Source organism: [Leptolyngbya] sp. PCC 7376, from assembly GCF_000316605.1.
GTDB lineage: Bacteria > Cyanobacteriota > Cyanobacteriia > Cyanobacteriales > MRBY01 > MRBY01.
In genome coordinates, this window is record NC_019683.1 from 992,112 (window position 1) to 1,011,191 (window position 19,080).

General features: G+C 43.0%; 19 protein-coding genes and 5 pseudogenes. 9 read left to right on the forward strand and 15 right to left on the reverse strand.

The features are described 5' to 3' along the window. Nucleotides 1-11: 11 nt before the first annotated feature. From LEPTO7376_RS26195 to LEPTO7376_RS04450, 3 genes and pseudogenes are all read right to left on the reverse strand, one after another. On the reverse strand, nt 12-155 hold the full coding sequence (locus tag LEPTO7376_RS26195) for a hypothetical protein (protein ID WP_160148370.1): 144 nt from the start codon (nt 153-155) through the stop codon (nt 12-14). A 4-nt stretch (nt 156-159) separates the two neighbouring features. Further along, a pseudogene (locus tag LEPTO7376_RS23190) lies at nt 160-982 on the reverse strand (IS5 family transposase). 66 nt (nt 983-1,048) lie between these two features. Beyond that, nucleotides 1,049-1,488: pseudogene (locus LEPTO7376_RS04450) on the reverse strand (transposase); the annotation flags it as partial. 229 nt (nt 1,489-1,717) lie between these two features. Here LEPTO7376_RS04450 and LEPTO7376_RS28900 point away from each other — a divergent pair. Both LEPTO7376_RS28900 and LEPTO7376_RS28905 read left to right on the forward strand, forming a co-directional pair. Next, a complete protein-coding gene (locus LEPTO7376_RS28900) occupies nt 1,718-1,849 on the forward strand; it encodes a hypothetical protein (RefSeq protein ID WP_015133047.1) in 132 nt (43 codons plus the stop codon). Nucleotides 1,850-1,884: 35 nt separating this feature from the next. After that, nucleotides 1,885-2,756, forward strand: a pseudogene (locus LEPTO7376_RS28905) (IS630 family transposase). Between the two features lie 104 nt (nt 2,757-2,860). On the opposite strand, the gene LEPTO7376_RS24390 reads toward LEPTO7376_RS28905, so the two are convergent. Beyond that, nucleotides 2,861-3,088, reverse strand: a complete 228-nt coding sequence (locus LEPTO7376_RS24390; RefSeq protein ID WP_071880675.1) for a transposase — start codon at nt 3,086-3,088, stop codon at nt 2,861-2,863. Nucleotides 3,089-3,140: 52 nt separating this feature from the next. On the opposite strand from LEPTO7376_RS24390, the gene LEPTO7376_RS27295 reads away from it, so the two are divergent. The 3 genes from LEPTO7376_RS27295 to LEPTO7376_RS27305 all read left to right on the forward strand — a co-directional run bounded on the left by LEPTO7376_RS27295 (nt 3,141) and on the right by LEPTO7376_RS27305 (nt 4,227). Beyond that, nucleotides 3,141-3,497, forward strand: a complete 357-nt coding sequence (locus LEPTO7376_RS27295) for a transposase family protein (protein ID WP_051188713.1) — start codon at nt 3,141-3,143, stop codon at nt 3,495-3,497. A 161-nt stretch (nt 3,498-3,658) separates the two neighbouring features. Next, nucleotides 3,659-3,844, forward strand: a complete 186-nt coding sequence (locus LEPTO7376_RS27300; RefSeq protein ID WP_051188715.1) for a hypothetical protein — start codon at nt 3,659-3,661, stop codon at nt 3,842-3,844. Nucleotides 3,845-3,855: 11 nt separating this feature from the next. Then, nucleotides 3,856-4,227: an ISAs1 family transposase gene (locus LEPTO7376_RS27305; RefSeq protein WP_051188716.1), complete on the forward strand. Its 372-nt coding sequence runs from the start codon at nt 3,856-3,858 to the stop codon at nt 4,225-4,227. 35 nt (nt 4,228-4,262) lie between these two features. Here LEPTO7376_RS27305 and LEPTO7376_RS25580 read toward each other — a convergent pair. Next, nucleotides 4,263-4,400, reverse strand: a pseudogene (locus LEPTO7376_RS25580) (transposase); the annotation flags it as partial. Between the two features lie 356 nt (nt 4,401-4,756). On the opposite strand from LEPTO7376_RS25580, the pseudogene LEPTO7376_RS04475 reads away from it, so the two are divergent. After that, a pseudogene (locus LEPTO7376_RS04475) lies at nt 4,757-5,614 on the forward strand (IS982 family transposase). 117 nt (nt 5,615-5,731) lie between these two features. On the opposite strand, the gene LEPTO7376_RS04480 reads toward LEPTO7376_RS04475, so the two are convergent. Together LEPTO7376_RS04480 and LEPTO7376_RS04485 are read right to left on the reverse strand one after the other, a co-directional pair. After that, a complete protein-coding gene (locus tag LEPTO7376_RS04480; protein ID WP_015133045.1) occupies nt 5,732-5,977 on the reverse strand; it encodes a hypothetical protein in 246 nt (81 codons plus the stop codon). 227 nt (nt 5,978-6,204) lie between these two features. Next, nucleotides 6,205-6,570 (reverse strand): ParA family protein, encoded by a 366-nt coding sequence (locus LEPTO7376_RS04485; protein WP_264308975.1) that lies wholly within the window; start codon nt 6,568-6,570, stop codon nt 6,205-6,207. 101 nt (nt 6,571-6,671) lie between these two features. On the opposite strand from LEPTO7376_RS04485, the gene LEPTO7376_RS04490 reads away from it, so the two are divergent. Continuing rightward, nucleotides 6,672-7,529, forward strand: a complete 858-nt coding sequence (locus tag LEPTO7376_RS04490) for an IS982 family transposase (RefSeq protein ID WP_015133048.1) — start codon at nt 6,672-6,674, stop codon at nt 7,527-7,529. Nucleotides 7,530-7,799: 270 nt separating this feature from the next. On the opposite strand, the gene LEPTO7376_RS04495 is transcribed toward LEPTO7376_RS04490, so the two are convergent. The 8 genes from LEPTO7376_RS04495 to LEPTO7376_RS25585 all read right to left on the reverse strand — a co-directional run bounded on the left by LEPTO7376_RS04495 (nt 7,800) and on the right by LEPTO7376_RS25585 (nt 18,435). Then, nucleotides 7,800-10,724, reverse strand: a complete 2,925-nt coding sequence (locus LEPTO7376_RS04495) for a PatA/PatG family cyanobactin maturation protease (protein ID WP_015133049.1) — start codon at nt 10,722-10,724, stop codon at nt 7,800-7,802. A gap of 102 nt (nt 10,725-10,826) precedes the next feature. Then, nucleotides 10,827-11,009: a DUF5837 family cyanobactin class RiPP gene (locus tag LEPTO7376_RS04500; RefSeq protein WP_015133050.1), complete on the reverse strand. Its 183-nt coding sequence runs from the start codon at nt 11,007-11,009 to the stop codon at nt 10,827-10,829. 144 nt (nt 11,010-11,153) lie between these two features. Continuing rightward, nucleotides 11,154-11,336, reverse strand: a complete 183-nt coding sequence (locus tag LEPTO7376_RS04505; RefSeq protein WP_015133051.1) for a DUF5837 family cyanobactin class RiPP — start codon at nt 11,334-11,336, stop codon at nt 11,154-11,156. A 114-nt stretch (nt 11,337-11,450) separates the two neighbouring features. Then, entirely contained in the window at nt 11,451-13,217 is a 1,767-nt protein-coding gene (locus LEPTO7376_RS04510) for a LynF/TruF/PatF family peptide O-prenyltransferase (RefSeq protein ID WP_015133052.1), read from the reverse strand. Between the two features lie 64 nt (nt 13,218-13,281). Beyond that, nucleotides 13,282-15,474, reverse strand: a complete 2,193-nt coding sequence (locus LEPTO7376_RS04515; RefSeq protein ID WP_015133053.1) for a LamG-like jellyroll fold domain-containing protein — start codon at nt 15,472-15,474, stop codon at nt 13,282-13,284. A gap of 99 nt (nt 15,475-15,573) precedes the next feature. Next, nucleotides 15,574-15,786, reverse strand: coding sequence for a cyanobactin biosynthesis system PatB/AcyB/McaB family protein (locus LEPTO7376_RS04520; RefSeq protein ID WP_015133054.1), 213 nt, complete (start codon nt 15,784-15,786; stop codon nt 15,574-15,576). Between the two features lie 39 nt (nt 15,787-15,825). Next, on the reverse strand, nt 15,826-17,763 hold the full coding sequence (locus LEPTO7376_RS04525; protein ID WP_015133055.1) for a PatA/PatG family cyanobactin maturation protease: 1,938 nt from the start codon (nt 17,761-17,763) through the stop codon (nt 15,826-15,828). A gap of 498 nt (nt 17,764-18,261) precedes the next feature. Then, nucleotides 18,262-18,435, reverse strand: a complete 174-nt coding sequence (locus LEPTO7376_RS25585; RefSeq protein ID WP_083891051.1) for a recombinase family protein — start codon at nt 18,433-18,435, stop codon at nt 18,262-18,264. A 111-nt stretch (nt 18,436-18,546) separates the two neighbouring features. Between LEPTO7376_RS25585 and LEPTO7376_RS04530 the strand changes: the two genes are divergently transcribed. Both LEPTO7376_RS04530 and LEPTO7376_RS28250 read left to right on the forward strand, forming a co-directional pair. Next, nucleotides 18,547-18,861: a hypothetical protein gene (locus LEPTO7376_RS04530; protein ID WP_015133056.1), complete on the forward strand. Its 315-nt coding sequence runs from the start codon at nt 18,547-18,549 to the stop codon at nt 18,859-18,861. Between the two features lie 89 nt (nt 18,862-18,950). Further along, nucleotides 18,951-19,076 (forward strand): hypothetical protein, encoded by a 126-nt coding sequence (locus LEPTO7376_RS28250; RefSeq protein ID WP_264308976.1) that lies wholly within the window; start codon nt 18,951-18,953, stop codon nt 19,074-19,076. The last annotated feature ends 4 nt before the right edge of the window (nt 19,077-19,080 follow it).

Consider the following 19,080-nt stretch of genomic DNA (forward strand, 5'->3'; position numbering starts at 1 on the left):
TTGCTTCTATCCTATTCTGTCTTAACCCACTCCTTGCCTGCTATACAATGTCCCGCAGCATTGGTACGAAAAATCCCAACCGGAGCAGCAGTCGCAAGGGTCGCATAGCGTTGTTCACTATTTCGTAAATGGTTTGTAGGTTTGACCTCGTGCAAAAGGTTATGGCAATTCAAAATTGTAGAGACCAGCGATGAGATTGAGTCTTAATCCCCATCTCCGACGGCGGTTACGATATCGACTGGATAATATACGAAATCTTTTGAGCATTCTGAATACCATCTCAATGATGATTCTTTGAGCTGCTAAGAGCTGATTCTCCTGTTTCTGTTCCGCAGTCAACTCTCCTCCTTTAGGCTTCTTGTGAGGAGTGTGACTCCGCTGATGCCGCTTGTGTAGACCTTGATATCCGGCGTCGGCAAGGCAGAGTTGTCCCTGCTGAAAATGCACTCTACTCTTTTTGAGTAGTTTGAAGTCATGGGTGCTACCTTTCTCACAGTCACAACAGATAATCTGTGCCCACTGCCAAGCAATAACTATTTGAGCTTTAAGGGAATGATGCTTCTTTCTCCCTGAGTAGTAAAGACGTTGTTTTTTTAGGCTTTTCAATCGCCTGTTCTGTGGCATCCATCGCCACTACTGTTAGAGATAACTCTTCTGAACCATGGAGCTGTTTCATGCCGGGTCAGTGGCAATCGGTTTCTTTGATGAGTGTATTCTCTGTTTTTTGCACCATGCGACAAACTGTTGATTCATGAATGCCCCATGATTGAGCGATAGGAAAATAAGTGCGATATTCCCTCAGATATTCCAAGGTGAGGAGTAACTGATTTTCCAGGGATAAAATACTGGGACGACCAGGTTTTTGCTTTGCTTTAGCTTCTGCTAGGACCTCTACCAGACGATTGAAGGTCTGAAGTTTAACTCCACAGGCTCTCCTGAATTGTTCTGGAGATAAATGTTGGAGCTGTTCGTAAGTTGGCATTTTTATCGCTATGACTCTGATACTTTCCTCTTTTTTACCTACTCTCACCCCTTTTGCAAGAGGTCAAAAGAACCAACCCACAGAGGTTTCACCTCGAGCGGCATGGCCATCAAAACGCGATGTTGAGAGATGCGGCGATTGTGACAAACCTTGATACTGGTGGCATCAATGAAACTAATACCTGTGCATTGACCATAACAGTGCTGTAGGTAGACACATAGAGGTACTAACGTCGAAGGCATCCACTCCACAAAACGTTGGTCACTCACGGCTCTGGGAAAGGCTCCTCGCCAGTGATGACGCACATTGATGAGATAGAAATACTTGAAATTACGATAGTGAGATTGATGAAATGCAATCAATATCGTCATTATCTCGCTTAAACTCAAGCTTCTTGAGCGACGTCGCCGCCGTTGTTTCGAGGCCAGCAGCTGTTGTTGCCATTGAGGTTCGAAGACTTGGCAGACATCATCAACAGCACAAAACAAAGGTTCTAGACTGGTCATGGGAGAAGGTAGTGAACTGCTTATCGACTTCCACAATATGCACTTTCTCCTTTTTCTTGGGAGTGTCAAGAATTTTGTGTAAGCAAAGAAAATTAGTGAAGAAAATACTCTGGATTATCAATGGCAAAATAGCTTAAGCCCCTTTTCCAATGGGGTATTGTATTGGTATCGTCCATCTCTTCATCAAATGCTTCAGGGCTAAATACAGCAATTTCAGGGCAGCATCTGCATGGGGGAACATGCCCTTGGTTTTTCACACCTTGCCCAAAGAGCGATTGACCGCCTCAATGGCATTGGTGGTGTAAATGATGCGGCGGATGGGAGCTGGATAATCAAATATAGCAGGCAAGGAGTGGGTTAAGACAGAATAGGATAGAAGCAATAAACATAGATGCCATGCCTGCTCCCCATAGTCTTGATTTACGCCTAAAAAGCTGTTGCCGCCTTCGATAAAGGTGAACGAAAAAAGTGATATCTGTCGCTTCTTTGGTATTAGCCGAAAATACGCTAGACCTGTGGCTGAAACAACGAGAGAAAATCGGTTCAGTCGCTACCGAAGACAGATTACCGTCGAGGCCCTCAACCGAAGATTAATGATCTAGATGCTTTTCGTGCTTTTGCAGAGGAATATGGGCATCTAACCCAGAAGGAAATGGCGGAGAAATGGCCAGAGTCTATTAGTGATGCATCCAGACGTGAAGCTCTACGGAAATTGAATTTACTCGAAAAGACCTATCGATATCAAGAGAGAGAGATAAAGAATTAGAAAAAGCATTTGTGGCACAACTGAAGCAGTATGGCCAAGAACGACTCGTATATATCGATGAAAGTGGATTTGATAATACCTTAGATTATGGGTATGGCTACTGCCATAAGTCAGAGAGGTTTATCGCAGAGAAGTTAGGTCATCGTACAGAACGAGTTAGCGTGATTGGAGGATGGCGAGAGGGAGAGCAGATAGCACCGATGGTATTTGAGGGCTATGCCAACAGCGCCTTAGTTTGCCAATGGGTAGAGGATTGCTTAGTGCCAGAGTTGATTCCGGGTCAAATTATTATTCTGGATAATGCCAGTGTTCATCCAGAGGAAAGAATACAAACATTGGTGGCGAAGGCAGGATGTGAAGTGATATTTTGCCACCCTACTCACCACACCTGAACAAGATAGAGAAGTTTTGGGGGAGGTTAAAGAAGGAGGTAAGTAAGCTCATCAAGAAGACTGAGGATTTGTTCGATGCCATCAGAATAGCCTTCTGTTCTATGTCCTAACCTTCTCCTTCGCTGCTATAGAGGGATGCCCAAGCTATCAACCATCACATGGCGTTTACGACCTTTGATGCGTTTGTTGCCATCCACACCGACATCTTGGTGAATCATTGTTGCGGTATCCACCGATTGAGAATCCACCACCCCATAGCTTGGAGAAGAGGGAGGTCATGACTCATCGTTCTCTCCCACTGATGAAGCTGAGGGTTAATCCTTTGCCAAGTGCCGTCGTTACGCCATTGGCGAAAGTAGTGGTAAACCGTTTGCCACTTAGGAAAATCATGAGGCAACAACCGCCATGCGATACCACCCCTCAAAACGCAGGGTTGTTTCATTCTGTCGAGAAAATAGAGAGAATAAGAGGAGATAGGCGTTCAACGATGAAAAATGAGCGAAAGCTTACTCGATGCACTGAGTCGTATTGAAGACCCGAGACAGGCTTCCGGACGAAGACACTCATTATCTTTGATATTACTGATAATCATCATGGCAGGTATGAGTGGTGAATGGGGATATCGAGGTATTGGGCGATTTATTGAGCGACATCGCCGGGAGCTGATTAGCACCTTACAGATTCCTGAAGCTCGTGTCCCCTCCTACTCAACGGTACGGCGAGTGATGATGGAATTAGATTTCCAGCAAGTGACACAAGTCTTTAACCAATGGGCAAGACAATATGTGAGAAAGGGAGACATTGTGGCTGGGGACGGTAAATCCCTCAAAAACACCGTGCAAAAACTATGACAACAAGAGTCAAGATTTTGTCACAGCAGTGTCTTTATTCTGTCAGCAGCGACAAGTTGTTTTGGGCATGAAAATGAGTCGGAATAAGAAAGAGAGTGAGATCTCAGTAATCCGGCAATTACTGACAGAGTTAGATTTACCATCAGTCACTGTGACTTTAGATGCCTTACACACTCAAAAAAACAATCCAGTTACTCAGACAACGCGGACATGACTACCTAGTGACAGTCAAAGGCAACCAGAAAAAGCTGTATCAAGCTTTAACAAACTACTGTCAGGAACAAAAGCCAATCGCTCAACATGAATCCCAAAATGTTGGTCATGGTCGTTCTGAAAAAAGCGAGTAGAAGTCTGGTCTGTGCCGACTTCACTAACGCCAGAATGGAAGGATATACAATCCGTTGTCCGCATGACTCGGTGGGGACAGAGGCAGAGCCAAGACTATGAAAATCAGATGTTCTACATCACTTCATTACCACCACAAGGACTAAAGCTGAGTCGAGTAATTCGACAGCATTGGCAAATCGAGAACAACCTACATTGGGTAAAGGATGCACTTCTTGGGGAAGACAAAGCACAACAAAAAGATGGCCATGCTCCAGAGAACTTTGCCATCTTCCGTAGTTGGGTAATCTCGCTATTGAGATTGAACGGCTATTCATCCATAACGGAAGCCATAGCTCTGATTTCTCACCGATTACCGTTTTTACTATCGTTGTGTACTGCTTAGCTTCTTTCTCTCAAGAATGAAACAGCCCTGCCCCTCAAAACGTAGAGTATGGCATTGAGAACACAGCGTAGATTAATAGAACGAGGACGACCGCCGGATTTCGCTGGAGGTAATAAGGTTTCGATAAGAGACCATTGTTCATCGGTAAGGTCTGTTGGATAGGATAGAGGCATCTTTTTCGGTTAGGGATTTGAGTACTCTTTCAGACTAAATCTCTAACTTTTTCTCTCCCCACTAATCTTTTCAGACATCCTCTAAGGAATTAGGATGAAATTCCGACGAGTTAGCCTGAAACTCCTATAAATCAAGAGTTTGTTTGGAATTTTATCTATGCACTGATTCGCAACAAAGCATTCTAATTGAAAATATCGTATTGATCGAGCTCAATCAGTAGAATATTGCATAAAATAATCGCTGCTCAATAAAGAATAAAGAAGCCTCAAACCCAGATTAACGTGAGTTCTGGATAAGGAAAGAAAAGGAGAAAGCCCATATCGTGGAAGTTGTAACGAATCCACGGCTTTCTCCCATGTCCAGTCTAGAGGCTCTGTTTTGCCATGTTGATGATTTCTGTCGAATCTTTGAACCCTTATGGCATCAAGCGTTACTCAGCTCTGGCAAAAAATACCGTCGCCGTCAGAGAAGCCTCAGTCTGAGTGAGGTGATGACTATTCTCATTGCTTTCCATCAATCTCACTATCGAAATTTCAAGCATTTCTATCTCATCAAGGTGAAATGCGATTGGCAACAAGAGTTTCCTCTAGCTGTGAGCTATCAACGCTTTGTGACATGGATACTTTCGAGCTTGATTCCTCTCTGTACATATCTGCGACGATGCTTCGGACAATACACTGGTATTAGCTTCATTGATGCCACCAGCATCAAGGTTTGCCATAATCGCCGTATCTCTCAACACCGTGTTTTTGAAGGTTGCGCGGCAAGGGGCAAGACTTCGGTGGGATGGTTCTTCGGCTTCAAACTACACCTGGTCATCAATGAGCGAGGAGAATTACTCAACGTCTAAGTGACGCCTGGAAATACCGATGACCGCCAACCTATAGTGGAGTTATGGCAAGACTTATGGGGTAAAGTCTTTGCCGATAAAGGCTATGTCTCACAATCTTTAGCCCAGCATCTTCAAGAGGAACATGAGGTGACCCTAATGGCTAAACCTCGTCGAAATATGAAGCATCATTTGATGGTTTATCAAGATAAACTTTTTGCTCGTAAGCGGGCTTTGATTGAGACAGTTATTGACCAACTGAAGAACATCTCACAGATTGAACATTCCCGACATCGCAGTCCCACAAACTTTTGTGTGAACTTGCTGTGTGGGCTGATTGCTTACTGCCATCAACCCAAAAAACCTTCTTTACAGCTTGATTAGACCTATCATTCCTTATCCAGAACTCACGTAGATTAGGAATGACTTTTTTCCTGTTGCCCTTATCCCGAACTCACGTTACGTAGATTTTTATTATGTTCCAGTTACTGTTTTCTGGTTTTATGGTTTACCAAATTTCTGGTTAAGAGCTTCTGTGATCACTTCAGTCATTGTGATGCCTTGACGTTTCGCCTCAGCCGCCCAATGCTGGCGCAGTGACTTAGGAACTTTCACACAAAGATTGACCATTTTTTCTGCTTCAGTAGATTTTGTCGAAATCTGTTTTTCTGGCTTACCAGTTGTCTGGTTTACTGGTTTACTGGTTTGCTTTGCCTTACCGATGATGTCTCCAAATTTGCCGCTCATTTTTTTAGTACCTCAAAAATTTCCTTACCTAGTGCCTCAAAATCATTCTAAGGGACTTTATCTCTACCAGACATCTGGTTTACTGGTTTACCAACTAGAGCTGCTTTCTGAAATGTAGAGCTGCGCCTAATCATGCTTTGGAATGTGGGTACGCCATTGCTAGTCAATTCATTGCGCATGGTTTCACCTTCTTTGCTCGGATAAGGCAGCACGATAGTTAACAATGCTCAATACTTTGCGTCTCCGATATCATTGGCGATCGCTAGCATTGGCTCTAGGCTCACAACGTCTGGAGTTGTTGGCAGGATGAGCAAGTCACAACCCTTCGCTAGTTCCTGTAAGTCATCGCTGTTGGGTCGAGCTGGGGTATCAATCACTGCATAATCATGACAGGACATGACGCGCATAGCTTGACGCTCATCTGCAACAGTAAAAGGCATCTCGCCTCTCTGACTCCAATTAACAGCAGTCCGATTTAGGTCACCATCTATGAGTATGGTTTTATGATTTCGGGCAAGGTATGCGGCTATGTGAATAGCGGAAGTTGATTTTCCTACACCGCCTTTGTATCCAGTGACAGCAATAATCTGCATTTCTGGTTATCTGGTTTTCAAGATAAAGTGAGTTCTGGATAAGGAAAGAAAAGAAGAAAGCTCATATCGTGGCAGTTGAAACCAATCCACAGCTTTCTCCTATGCTTAGTTTAGACGCTTTATTTTGTGACGTTGACGATTTCTGCCAGGTCTTTGAACCTCAGTGGCATCAAGAATTACTTAGCTCTTGCAAAAGGTATCGTCACCGTTCTAGAAGCCTAAGCTTGAGTGAGGTGATGACGATACTGATTGCATTTCATCAATCTCACTATCGTAATTTCAAGCATTTCTATCTCCTGATGGTGCGACACTATTGGCAAAAAGCCTTTCCCAAAGCAGTGAGTTATCAACGCTTTGTGGCATGGATGCCCTCCAGCTTAGTGCCTCTATGTGCCTATTTATGTGACTGTTATGGAGATTGCACAGGCATTAGTTTCATTGATGCCACCAGTATCAAAGTTTGTCACAATCGCCGTATTGCCCAACATCGAGTCTTTAACGGTCATGCCGCTAGAGGTAAAACCTCTGTTGGGTGGTTCTTTGGCTTCAAACTCCATCTGGTCATTAATGACCGAGGAGAATTACTTCATGTACAAATCACTCCTGGCAATATTGATGACAGAAAGCCTGTCGTTGAACTGTTACGGAATTTATTCGGCAAAGTTTTTGGAGATAAGGGCTATGTGTCCCAAGCTCTGGCACAACATCTCAAAGAAGAACATGATGTGATGTTAATTGCTAAGCCTCGCCGCAATATGGAGAATCACTTGATGCTCTGGCAAGATACATTCATCGCTCGTAAACGAGCTTTGATTGAAACCGTGATTGACCAACTGAAGAACATTTCTCAGATTGAGCACTCTAGACATCGTAGTCCAGCGAACTTCTGTGTCAATTTGCTGTGTGGCTTGATTGCCTATTGTCATCAGCCTAAGAAACCCTCTCTTCAGCTTGATTAGAACCTCATTTCCTTATCCCGAACTCACGTTAGATAGCTTGATTCTATATCTGTGAGAGCAAAAAGAACAATATCAACTATCTGGTTTTCTGTAAATCTGGTTTTATGGTATTCTGTACGCAACGAGGGCAAAACGCTATAACACCCTGAACGTTATAGAAAAGACAGATAAAGGATTGTGCCCAATGATTAACGCTTTGATTCTTGCGACATTTGCTTTCATCAATGTATTGGTGAGTCACTAAGTTTTTGGAAATGAAGAAAATCAAGTTTAGGCTTGTTTGCCGGGGATTGACCAACGTTTTAGTTTGCCAACTGTTACAGGAATGTTGTCGGATACGTCTAAAGTGAAGCGGAAAACTTGCCGTGATCGCCGCCCGTGTTCTGGGTCAAAGAAGGTGAGTAGTACATCCCAACAATCACTATTGAGACGACAGTAAGGACTTTTTTCTACATCAATGGTGTCGAGTTTGCGGCCAGAGGCGATCGCCTCTGTAAAAGCACTAGTAGCTTGGAAAGTATTAGTCACCGCAAAATTTAAGGCGCGATCGCGGGAGGTTTGCCCAACGTTATGTAGATCGTAGTAAACCCGATTTAAGAATGCGGTGAGTCCTTCCCGTAGAGTTTCTGGGTTAACTGTCGCTTCCCCAGTATCTGCCGTTTCATCAAGAACTGTAGCGATCGCATTGTCTACTAAGCTCGGTATTGTCCAGCCATACATTCCCCGTGGATTGAGGACATTAACGACAGGTATCATTTCTCCAGAAAAAAGTTCTGCGGTGCGATGGGTTCGTCTTGCAGGAATACTAATACGCTCAATAAATTCTGGGCTATCAATGGGTTCATTTTGGCCAGCCAACATCAATAAGAACATTTCATAGGTGTCGTCGGCAAAGGGGCCCTTAGGTTCAAGCACATAAATCGTATTTTGGTCTAAACTCAGCGTCCAAATTAGTGAGTGGGCTGCATCGGGATTCTGATCGAGATGTTCGATCATCTGTTGTATGTCATAGGGGTTGCCCGGAACCATTACTCCATTCACTTCGGTGGGTGCCATCGTTTGTTTGAATGTATCTCGGCGGGCTTCGTCACCAAAGTCATACCCTAGAGTGCCCAGAGCATAAACATGACCAGAGAATGCTGTGCTTGGTTTTACGTTGGTGGGTTGCAGATGGTTGGGTGCTGCTGGTGTTGAGTTGATATCAGGGGATGTAGTGAGAGGAGCTATTTCAGTGGGTTGATGCAGTGAGGGAATGGCCGAGGCGATCGCCCCATCTTGGTGCTCTGTGCGAGTAACGCGATCGCCTGCAAAAGAAATAGTGACTCCAGAATCAAACAGTAACTTCATTGCACTCGGTAAATTCACAGTGCCTTGTAGATAGAGGTCTGGCTCTTCAACTGTTTCAGGATTACAAGGAATAGCTGTATTGAGTAATGCTGCTCGCACTGCCTCTGCATCAATCGGTTTATCCCGCTGCAATTGCAAACTCATTAATAAACCACTTAACCCTGTCATCACTGGAGCCGCCACACTAGCTCCCTGGAGGCGAATCGGTGCTTCATTGGCGGGTTGTGCCCCTAGGATGTCGCTACCCGGAACCATAATTCCTTCTAGAGCACTATTCCCATCACTTGTCCCATGACTATATTTATAGGGAAGACCATCAGATGTTAGAGCACCCACTGATAGAACTCCCGGTAAAAATGCAGCCATACTGACCGATTCATCTTGGTTGTTACCTGTGGGACTAATCACAAGAACATTTTTTTGCTGACATTTCTCTAGGGCGTTGAGTAATAAGTCTTTTCCTTCTTCGCTAGAGGTGGGATTATAGGCAGAGCAGTGGACAATATTTGCGTCTAAATCTAGAGCCTGTTCTAGAGCATGGGCTAAGTTGGCTGGAGTAATAAATTCTTCATCACCAGCAACAGTCAGAGGCACATTAATCACACGGCAGTTCGGTGCTAAACCCGGAGCAGAGGTATTGGGTTGACCCACGATAGTACTGGTGGCGTGGCAAGCATCGTTATCGCGATAAATACGGCTCAGAGTTTGCTCTGAAAATGTGCTGGTGATCGCCTCGGCTTTAGCTTCTTGATCAAGGCTTTCATCACTACTAATCGCCTGAAATTTTTGATAATCCTCCATTGCAATGGGTGCTGTGGATTCTTCTCCATTAGGAAAAACTTTTGAGATGTCTGCCCCTTCAAAACAAGATAGAGAATGATCTGGATCTCCACCCAGAATTGCAATGGTTATCCGAGGATCGCCAAGGGTTTGGTTCCGTAGCTCCGCAAGACCCGAAATTCGATCATCAAGATCATGGGGATATAGTGCAGTCGTTTGCTCTGGGACAGTCTCTCTATCAGTCTGTTCAGAAATTGTAATTTCAGATATTGGCGTATTGTCTTCTTTTTCAGATTGTTCTATGGCTTCTTCTACTGGGGTTGTCTCTACTTCTTCTTCTGTTTCATCTTCATGGGAGGCGATCGCCCCATCCACTGCTGAGTTTTCTGCTAGAACCTCTGAGATACTCTCATTCACTTCAAGCGTTTCAGGTAAAGACAGTTCCGGTCTCTCTGCTGTAACTTCTTCGCTGTCATCGCCCTCCGTAGAGAGAAAACCTGTCGCCCAGAGTAAATTGAGAAATTGGTAAGCCGTTTCAGGGCCAAGCTGAGGTGGTGGCGTGAGCTGTTGTAAAGATTGGGGTTGAGCTAGTTGAGCCACAAGAGCACTGGCTCGCCAATCCTGAAGTTCAACTCGATATTTCGAGTGAGGGGATTCCAATACCATTTTCCCAGAATAGGGAGACTGGGAGACAGATGGCAATAGACTCACTTTGGCCTGACCCCAATTAGGAGAGTTTAGGTCAAGGGCTGCATCTTTTTCTGTCGGGATGGCGATCGCCAAAGGTAATACAGCGTAATTTAGATATCCTTGCTCATCTAATTGTTGTAGTGTGGCGTCAAACTGTTCTCTAACGTTCTCTTCTTCACTATTTTCTAGGGATTGCAATAGTTTATCGTGAGTGAAATGCCCTGCTTGGAGTTGGGCGATCGCCTCTCCAATACCATTAATAATTGGTAAAGCAAAGTCTGGAGCCGTTGACGGAGAAACCCCCAAAACATAACTATCATCAGTGGTATCAACCTGAACTTTTGGGTTGAGAGAAAGAGTAAAAGGATAGTTGGTCATGAAAGTTTGCACAAAATAAAATTAAATAAATGACAACAACGGCAATTACTATCAACAGTTAAGTTTGATCACGAACAAGAGGCTATGATTCAGTTCTTTTGGTTAAAACATCGGATAACCATTTGTGAATCCGAGCAATGTTCTCAAGTAATTAGAAGAGGTTATCATTGCTCCATTTACATCAACAGCACCTTCAGGAAAGTCATTCAGTAGATCATCCTTGATACCACTGGTAATACGAACAACAGGCTTTGTCGTTTGAGGTTGCAGATTTTTCCTTTTCATTGGATTTCTCCCGTAATTGTTTAACTCGTTAATAGTGATCGCCACTCAATATTGAAATCAAGTACTAAAGAGTTAAGAAGCTCTCTAGTACTCACGAAAGTCGCTTTTTCACTCATTTTTAGAGTGTTTTAAGATAGACCATACTTACCACATAAAATCGCCTTTCAAAGCATGGTCCTTAAGCCAGCTCCATACATTAGAAGGAGCGACCTCTCCATTTACATCGATAGCACTTTCAGGATACTCATTAAGCAAATCATCTTTGAGTCCGGTAGTAATACGAGTAACGGGCTTGGCAGCATGGGGGTGTAGATTTCTCTTTTTCATTGGATTTCTCCTTTTATTTATAGTTCTTTGATGGCGGTCGCTTTGGGTTGGGGGCGACTGCCATAGACCCCAGTAAACTAGCAAAAAATATATAAAAAACACAAAAATAGTGATTTAGGATAGAGAATAATAGAGATTTATTTTGTTAATAGAATAATTCTCGAACTCCGCTATAGGTATACAGACAGCTACTTTTTTTAAAGGTTGATGCCGATAGTAAGATTGAACCTTCTCTACCATCTCATTGCCAATGAAATGTAGAAAATGTTTTGAATTAAAGGGATAAAAATATAGAATATTGCTTTTGTTTGATGGACTAAAACCAATCTGAAATTGCATACACATCTCCAACAGAGATAAAGCTTTAGCTGGTAGCATATTCCCTAAAATTTCTCGATGTGAACCCAGAAAATTTTCGCGATGCAACGTTGGATAAAGTTTTACTTCAGTTCTGTTATTGAAGTGAAAGTCAAATTCCAGAAGGAGATTGTCATTAAGAATTAGCGAACGAATTTCATCTTTACTAGAAAAATCACCATATAAATCTAAAGCAGCCTTGACTTTTTCTGGATAATCTCTCAACCAAACAAATAACTTTAAACGAGACTCTGAAACTTCAGGCTTTGCATCAACTCCTACTAGAACTCTAAATAGTCGCTTGAAGTTGAAATCTTGTCCAAGAAACTGCTGTAATGGCTGGTAGTCTAGTTTGATTCCTGCTCGGCTTTCTACCTTCCCAAAGAAATTCAGAATGTCTGTAAGAGCTATATAAAAATTCTTTGTATCATTTAAGTGATTGTGATAGACCAGGTTAAAACGACCTGCATGGAGCTTATCACTATCAATTTTACAAGAGCAATCCATATTGCATTTCTCTTGAGATTTCAGGAATGTCTCAAACTCATTAAGAGGGTAAAAATTCTCTACATTGAAAGCAGCTTTATGTTCATGAAAACACCGGAGATTTTTCTTGATATTATTCTCTTTACTCCCATCAATATTCTGAATTATGTTGTAAGCAATATCTTTCTTTATTTTCTGTACATTCGGATTTTGACCATGGTTTAAAGCGGAGTTATTAGAAAAGCTACTACTTAAGTGAAAGTGTTGGATTTGATGCTGTTGTGCCTTGATTGCTTTTACTTCACCATAGATCAGAGGAGCATCAGGGAATGTCAACTTTGTACTATCTAGACGAAATCTTTGAGCAGGCATTTCATTAGCCATATTGCCATTAGATTGAATACTTTGAAATCCTGCTTGGGCGATATAGTCAACCATCATCTTAAGCGTTGTAGCATGACTAAGATGTGGTGTAGCTTGCTGAGCTTTATAAAGGCCACTTTTTTCGGTAGGAGATAAAGGAGGCTCTTTTAAAAACAGATCCGTGATGTATAAGATTCCGTTAGGACGCAGTACACGTTTAACTTCTGCCAGCACTTGAGGAATCTGATTGCTGTATTTAATGCTGTCGTTAAAAAACACCACATTAAAAACCCCATCCGGGAATGGCAGATGGTGAAAATCCCCTGGTTGTATTGTGAGGCGATCGCCAAGATTGGCTAGTTGAATTCGACTTTGGGCTTCTGTCGCTTCCACATCAGAAACAGTCATCCCTTCAATTTTTGTGCCCGGATAAGCTTGAGCAATATGAATGGCAGGAACACCAGCCCCACATCCCGCATCCAAAATATAGTGACCAGGTTGTATCCCAATGCGACGGGCAAGGGCAAGATTGTGCTCCCTCGCGATAGGTTCAGGTACTAGCCGACTGAAATTAAGATCATTACTGTTGTACAAACTGCGAACATCTTCTACCCCAGATGTTTGAGTTGCCTGAGTTTGGAGTGGTTGTACCGAATTGGTCAAATGATTGCGCATATTTTCTAGCAACAATAACTAGTTAATAAAAATAATCTCGAGTCATAGAGAGAAAAATGGCTGATTAAGACCAGATTCGGCCGCGCCGGAATTTCTTTGGCTGTTCTTTTTTTCCTGCCTGTTCTTTGGCAACTTCTTTCCACCAATAGGCGTAATCTTCTAAACCGACAGAATTAGTCCGAGGTTGAGCCACTGGTATATGTTTAGAATTCAGGCGACTCTTTGTGAGTTTTAATTCATCTGTCGTGACCCATGTAACGCCATGTAGTTCAGCATTATTGCCGTTACTGGTTTTATCTTTGGCGATCGCCCCTTCCCCTTCATCTAAAGGCCAATATCCCGCTAAACCTGCTTCTTTGCCAGTACAACACTTATTCATTCGAGCTTGGATTTCTTCTGGGGTGCGCACATGATCCCAAATACGCAGTTCCGTCATTTCTCCTTGAAAGGCTTGATTTACATCAAAACTGCCACCATAACTATCGGGGTCTTGGCCGAGAATAACAGCACTTGTTTGGTCGAGGACTAAACCCTTCGCAAGAACAGGGTCGAATACTGATTGTCCATCGATATACAAATGCATCTGACCTGTGGCACTCTCCCAAGTCACAGCGCAATGTTGCCACTGACCCTTTGTAAAGCTTGCTGATCCTGCTTGGTGTTGGGAATCATGGATATAAAGTTCTATATTTTTGCAATTAAAAACAACTAATTCATTGGCACGACTAGGAGAAGATAAAGCAAAAGGAACACCTGCATTCCGGCCATTTGAAGCAACTTTGAGCCAAAATTCTACAGTTAAAGCATGAGTGGGACTTGGTGAAAAAGGTTTAACAAGAAAGTAATCTGAAGGGCTTTTTGCATTGACAAATTTCAAGGCAGAACGAGTTTGAGCCATGGAAGAATCCTCTTGTTTTGCTGGTGAAATATATTTTTGAAAGGGAGCTTCGACTGTTTTCCAACTGCCGCTATGAATTGTGCCGTTATTACCGTTCCCAGTTTTGTCATAGGCAATGCTGCCACCACCTTCTTCTAATGGCCAGTAACCCACTAGACCCGTTTCATTACCTGCAAGGCATTTGGTCATATTTTGGGTGATTTCTTGGGGCGATCGCGCGTAATTCCAAAGCCGTACTTCTGCTATTTGACCTGCAAAAAAGTTTTTGCTGTCTTCTCCATCCAAGTCGCCGCCAATATAGAGTGGCGTTTTATCAACGACTAATGCAGCACCAGTTGGACATTCGACTTTTAGTTGACCATTGATATAGGTTTTAGCTGTTTTCCCATCGTTAGTTATTGCAACATGAGTCCATTGTCCATACTGAAAAAGATTGTGGGGAGGATCTACATGGCGGTTTGTATCTTTCGTGGTGTGAAAAATATGAAAAACCCGTTTATCAGTTAACCAAATATTGTGGCTTCGTCCTGGTTTTCCTGCTACACCAAACCAACCTTTTACTGCTCCAGCAGTCTTGAACCAAGCTTCTGTAGTGTATGTTGAGACCTGCAAACTGGCATTGTCGGGTATGGAAACATAATCATTTATGCCATTGAACATCAGTGAACTAATTTTAGCCATAGAAGAATCCTCTTGTTTTACTGATGGAATATATGGTTTAAAGGGGACATTAACTTGTTGCCAATTTGCGTTATGAATAGTGCCTTTATTGCCGTTACCAGTTTTATCGTGAGCAGTTTTTCCACTTCCTTCATCTAATGGCCAATAGCTGACTAAATTTGTCTCTTGCCCACTCAACTGGGTATTCATATTTTGTTTGATTTCACTTGCTGTGCGAATACGATTCCAAATACGTATCTCAGCAAGAAAACCATTGAAAAATAATTGATTTCCTAAGTGGCAACCGATATAAAAATTGGCATTAGTCTGAAGATTTTTGCAGGTACGAGATGCAACAGATTTTCCATCACAAAAGATCTCTTGATGTTGGCGATCGCGATCATAAACACAGCTCCAATGGTGCCAAACGCTATCTGTATAGGTCTGACTTGTGTCCAAATCATCGAAATAAAAGCCTAAGGTAAACACATTGTTTTGTCTAAATCCAATATGTAGACACTGATGATGCCCAGTATTTCCTTGTTGGAGAGCGACATGAAATTTTTGTTTGCCGATGCGTTTGGCCCAAAATTCGATGGTGAAACTTGTACTATTGAGATCAATGTGATGACCACAATCAATAAACAAATTTTGACCATTAAACTTTAATAGACTTAATTTGGAAGACGCTGTGGCCATAAAGCAAACTCCGAAGAAAATAAGGTATGAGTCGCGTTAAAAATTAATTAGGCGATCGTCATCCCAGCACGAAGACAAGAAAAGGTGACACATCACAAATTAACGGCTATATCTGGAGGCATTGTAAGGAAAATACATCGCATGTTGATGACCAGGTGAAAATGCCGCAGGATCGTTGTAATTTGCGCCATGGAGCAAATCCATCCGAATATTCACCAAATCCTCAGTACGACCATGTTCTACATCTACTGCCAAAGCAGGCTCAATGAAATGGGGTCTTTTGACAGGAGGAGAGAGTTTAGGAAGTTTCATGATAGTTACTGAGGATTGCACGACTCGTTGTTTATCGTCTTAGTAGGGAGATGACCAGGACTTTACTTCACCTAGAGTGACCGGAATCATATCGCTTACATCAATAGTGAACCGGAAAATTTTCTTGGCACGGCGGCTATTTTCAGGGTCAAAAAATTTGAGTTTCACATCCCAACAATCGCTATCCATCCGACAAAAAGGACTTTTCTCCACAGAAATGCTATCGAGTTCCATACCCTGAGCTACTGCTTGGCTAAAGGTTGAGGCAGCTTGGAAAGCATTGGTCACGGCAAAATTTAAGGCGCGATCTTGAGAAGTGGTGCCGAGATTACGGAGATCATAATAAACACGATTCAAGAAGCTGCCGAGGGTACGACGCATAACTTCTTCATCGGCCTCACCTTCACTGGCTGTAACGGTTTCTAGGGCTGCATTGACTAAAGTATTAACTTTCCAGCCATAAAGCCCTCGTGTACTTTGGGGTTCAATAATCGGCACAACCTGGCCAGAAAAAAGCTTAACTGTGCGCCCAGTTAACACACCGGGAATGCTGACACGCTCAATATAATTTTCATCATCTTCTGCCTGAATTTGACCAGCAAGCAACTCTTGTAGAGCAATGTAGGCTTCACGGGCAAAAGGGCCTTTGGGTTCGATGGCGTAGACAGGGGTCAGTTCGATATTTAGTGTCCAGATTAACGACCTAGCTTCCGAAATATCATTGGCTAAATAATCCACCATCTGGCGGGCATCATAGGGATTTGCCGGAACCATTGTGCCTCCAATGTCGTAGGCAGGCATGAGCTGCTTGAAGGTATCTCGACGGGCTTCAGAACCAAAGTCATAACCGAGGGTTCCTAGGGCGTAGGCAAGTTGTTTTTGATCGAGATCACTAGGTGCCTGACTGGGGGTTACTTGGTTGGTCATATTATTGGGTGTTGATGTGTTTATAGGTGGTGGAGAGGCAAAAGAAGCTGGTATCGCCTCATTTGGGGCAAGGATTTCTTGCTGTGGTGTGGTGATCGCCTCAGGTTCACTTTCGACTGTGGTTGTGGCATCCGGTGGATGAGAGGTCAAACCGCCATCACAACCGCAGGATGCTTCCACACTAGAGGCTGTGATAGTTTCCAATTCTTGAGACATCTTTGCTCCTGTTAATAAAGTAAAAGCGCCAGAAAGATTGAGCCTTCCGGCAAGGCAACGGCGATCGCCTTCCGGGATATCATCACCACAAGGCAACACGCTTTGCAGAAGAATCTGGCGTATCCGTTGAGGGTTTGGCTCTTCTCCATTCCGCACTTGCTCGCTGAGTAATAAAGCAGCTGTACCAGACACAATAGGGGTGGCAAAACTCGTACCATTGAGTTTGTCTGTGCTGCCTCCTGGACTTGCTCCTAGAACATCTAGGCCAGGTGCGAGAATACCTTGATTCTGATAAATATCACCCCAGTTACTGAAATCTAGAGGTGTTCCATTGGCATCCATTGCCCCTACGGCTAAGACATTCGACAAAGCTGCAGGTACATGGAGACAGTCACAACCATCATTACCAGCTGCGGCAACAAGCAAAACATTCTTTTCTTCGCAGAGACGTACGGCATTTTCTAGCCAGCCTTCCGCCTCACCCATATCTGTTAGCTGTCCACCACTAAAGTTAATGATGTTAGCCCCTGCATTTACAGCTGTCTCAATGCCCCTAGCCAGATCAAGTTGGCTGACACTACAGCGATCATCAGCAAATACGGGCACAATTAGTCCATGACAATAAGGTGCAATTCCTTTGACACTGGTATTTGGCTGACCAAAAATAACACTAGCAACGTGAGTTCCATGCTTAGACATGTCGCCATCACTACGTGTCTTACCAGAAACTAGACTTGGCAGTGCAGTGAGATTTGCCCCTTTGAAACAAGGGTGTTTTAGATCTACAGGGCCATCAAGAACAGCAATACAGATACGGTTATCACTTTGAGCCATTGTTTCGCCAACGTGAAGTAAATGCTTCTATTAAGGCTAACTATAGTGTTGCTATGACTAGTTAATTCATGAAGTTTATGAAACTCTATGATCTAGGTATTTGACTGAATGTCCAGAAAATCAATCAAGATTTGAGCTTTACAGGATTCAATGTGTCGTACTTTTGTCAGGAACTCACTGAATGCCAGAAAATACTTTATGTTCTTGGTTTAACGACTATATATATGTCCCAAGGGTATTAGTCTAAATAAGCTTATGGCAGAGTTTTTTAATATTATCCTTGCAGAATTAGATGTTCTCACTTGATTGCCAGTCTTGGCGGCGATTGGAAAGCCTCAAGAGAGGCTAGCTGTACTCGATAAGCTTGATCAATATTTTAAAAAGAAATAGAAGGCGATCGCCCCTATTCATCTATAATACTTGTCTTAATAAATAGGCTTAACTCGATTCTAAGACAGGTAGCTGATTGATCTCATTTTCCAAATCAAAAAAAGACGATTATGCAGCTGATTTTTTAAGGCGTTTACAGATTCTCATGACCTGCATCGCTGACCATTGCTTTCCCCGTTTTGTGGGAATATTCTGCTGGTTTAAATAGTCTGCAACCTTTTGATATGACTTCCCAGATTTACGATGTCTGCGAATAATCTCAATAGATGTTACATAATACAAATTGTAACTACTTGCTAGTAAAGAGACTCATGAATTTAAGGATGCTTGTTTTGTAACATTAGTGTTGCTATACTGTTAGGGAACAAAGCCACAAGAACTGTGCCCTAACGCATGAGTACGAGTTTTGAAAACTTGCGGTTACAGGTTGCAGAGTTGGGCGATACCAAGCTTGAGGCATTGGCGATCACCGTTGAGAAAGAATTAAGCCGCCGTCGTGATGATCAGAAGTTAGCCAGTGTGAATGGTTGCTATGAACTGAAGGGCATTAAGTCGGGTAAGAAGATTCACTATTATTGGTATCTGCGTTATCGGCAGAACGGAAAGCTTAAGTCTAAGTACCTTGGCAAAGGTCTAGAGGCTGAGACAGCTCCATCGCCACAGTTGCGAGATAAAGGTGCTAATCATTTGAGTGAGGCTACCAAGTAAGAAGTTTTTTGATAGTGCGGAGTATCTGTCAAGAGGTTTCTACTATGAACCTGTCTTTCAAATAGGCTTAAGTCGAATCTAAGACATCCATGTTTCTGGATGGTCTTGATAAACTGCCACAACCCTTAAGGCTTTGGGCAAAGGTAGCATGGCAGAAAGAAGGGCGATCGCCTTCCTATTTCTCTGTATTGGTGGTGTCTGAATCAATCCAGTAAGATT

Coding starts and splice junctions, on each gene's coding strand:
- LEPTO7376_RS28900 (WP_015133047.1), top strand. CDS start 1,718: ATGGGGGAACATGCCCTTGGTTTTTCACACCTTGCCCAAAGAGCGATT.
- LEPTO7376_RS24390 (WP_071880675.1), bottom strand. CDS start 3,088: ATGAAACAACCCTGCGTTTTGAGGGGTGGTATCGCATGGCGGTTGTTG.
- LEPTO7376_RS27295 (WP_051188713.1), top strand. CDS start 3,141: ATGAGCGAAAGCTTACTCGATGCACTGAGTCGTATTGAAGACCCGAGA.
- LEPTO7376_RS27300 (WP_051188715.1), top strand. CDS start 3,659: ATGCCTTACACACTCAAAAAAACAATCCAGTTACTCAGACAACGCGGA.
- LEPTO7376_RS04480 (WP_015133045.1), bottom strand. CDS start 5,977: ATGAGCGGCAAATTTGGAGACATCATCGGTAAGGCAAAGCAAACCAGT.
- LEPTO7376_RS04485 (WP_264308975.1), bottom strand. CDS start 6,570: ATGCAGATTATTGCTGTCACTGGATACAAAGGCGGTGTAGGAAAATCA.
- LEPTO7376_RS04490 (WP_015133048.1), top strand. CDS start 6,672: ATGCTTAGTTTAGACGCTTTATTTTGTGACGTTGACGATTTCTGCCAG.
- LEPTO7376_RS04495 (WP_015133049.1), bottom strand. CDS start 10,724: ATGACCAACTATCCTTTTACTCTTTCTCTCAACCCAAAAGTTCAGGTT.
- LEPTO7376_RS04500 (WP_015133050.1), bottom strand. CDS start 11,009: ATGAAAAGGAAAAATCTGCAACCTCAAACGACAAAGCCTGTTGTTCGT.
- LEPTO7376_RS04505 (WP_015133051.1), bottom strand. CDS start 11,336: ATGAAAAAGAGAAATCTACACCCCCATGCTGCCAAGCCCGTTACTCGT.
- LEPTO7376_RS04510 (WP_015133052.1), bottom strand. CDS start 13,217: ATGCGCAATCATTTGACCAATTCGGTACAACCACTCCAAACTCAGGCA.
- LEPTO7376_RS04515 (WP_015133053.1), bottom strand. CDS start 15,474: ATGGCCACAGCGTCTTCCAAATTAAGTCTATTAAAGTTTAATGGTCAA.
- LEPTO7376_RS04520 (WP_015133054.1), bottom strand. CDS start 15,786: ATGAAACTTCCTAAACTCTCTCCTCCTGTCAAAAGACCCCATTTCATT.
- LEPTO7376_RS04525 (WP_015133055.1), bottom strand. CDS start 17,763: ATGGCTCAAAGTGATAACCGTATCTGTATTGCTGTTCTTGATGGCCCT.
- LEPTO7376_RS04530 (WP_015133056.1), top strand. CDS start 18,547: ATGAGTACGAGTTTTGAAAACTTGCGGTTACAGGTTGCAGAGTTGGGC.
- LEPTO7376_RS28250 (WP_264308976.1), top strand. CDS start 18,951: ATGTTTCTGGATGGTCTTGATAAACTGCCACAACCCTTAAGGCTTTGG.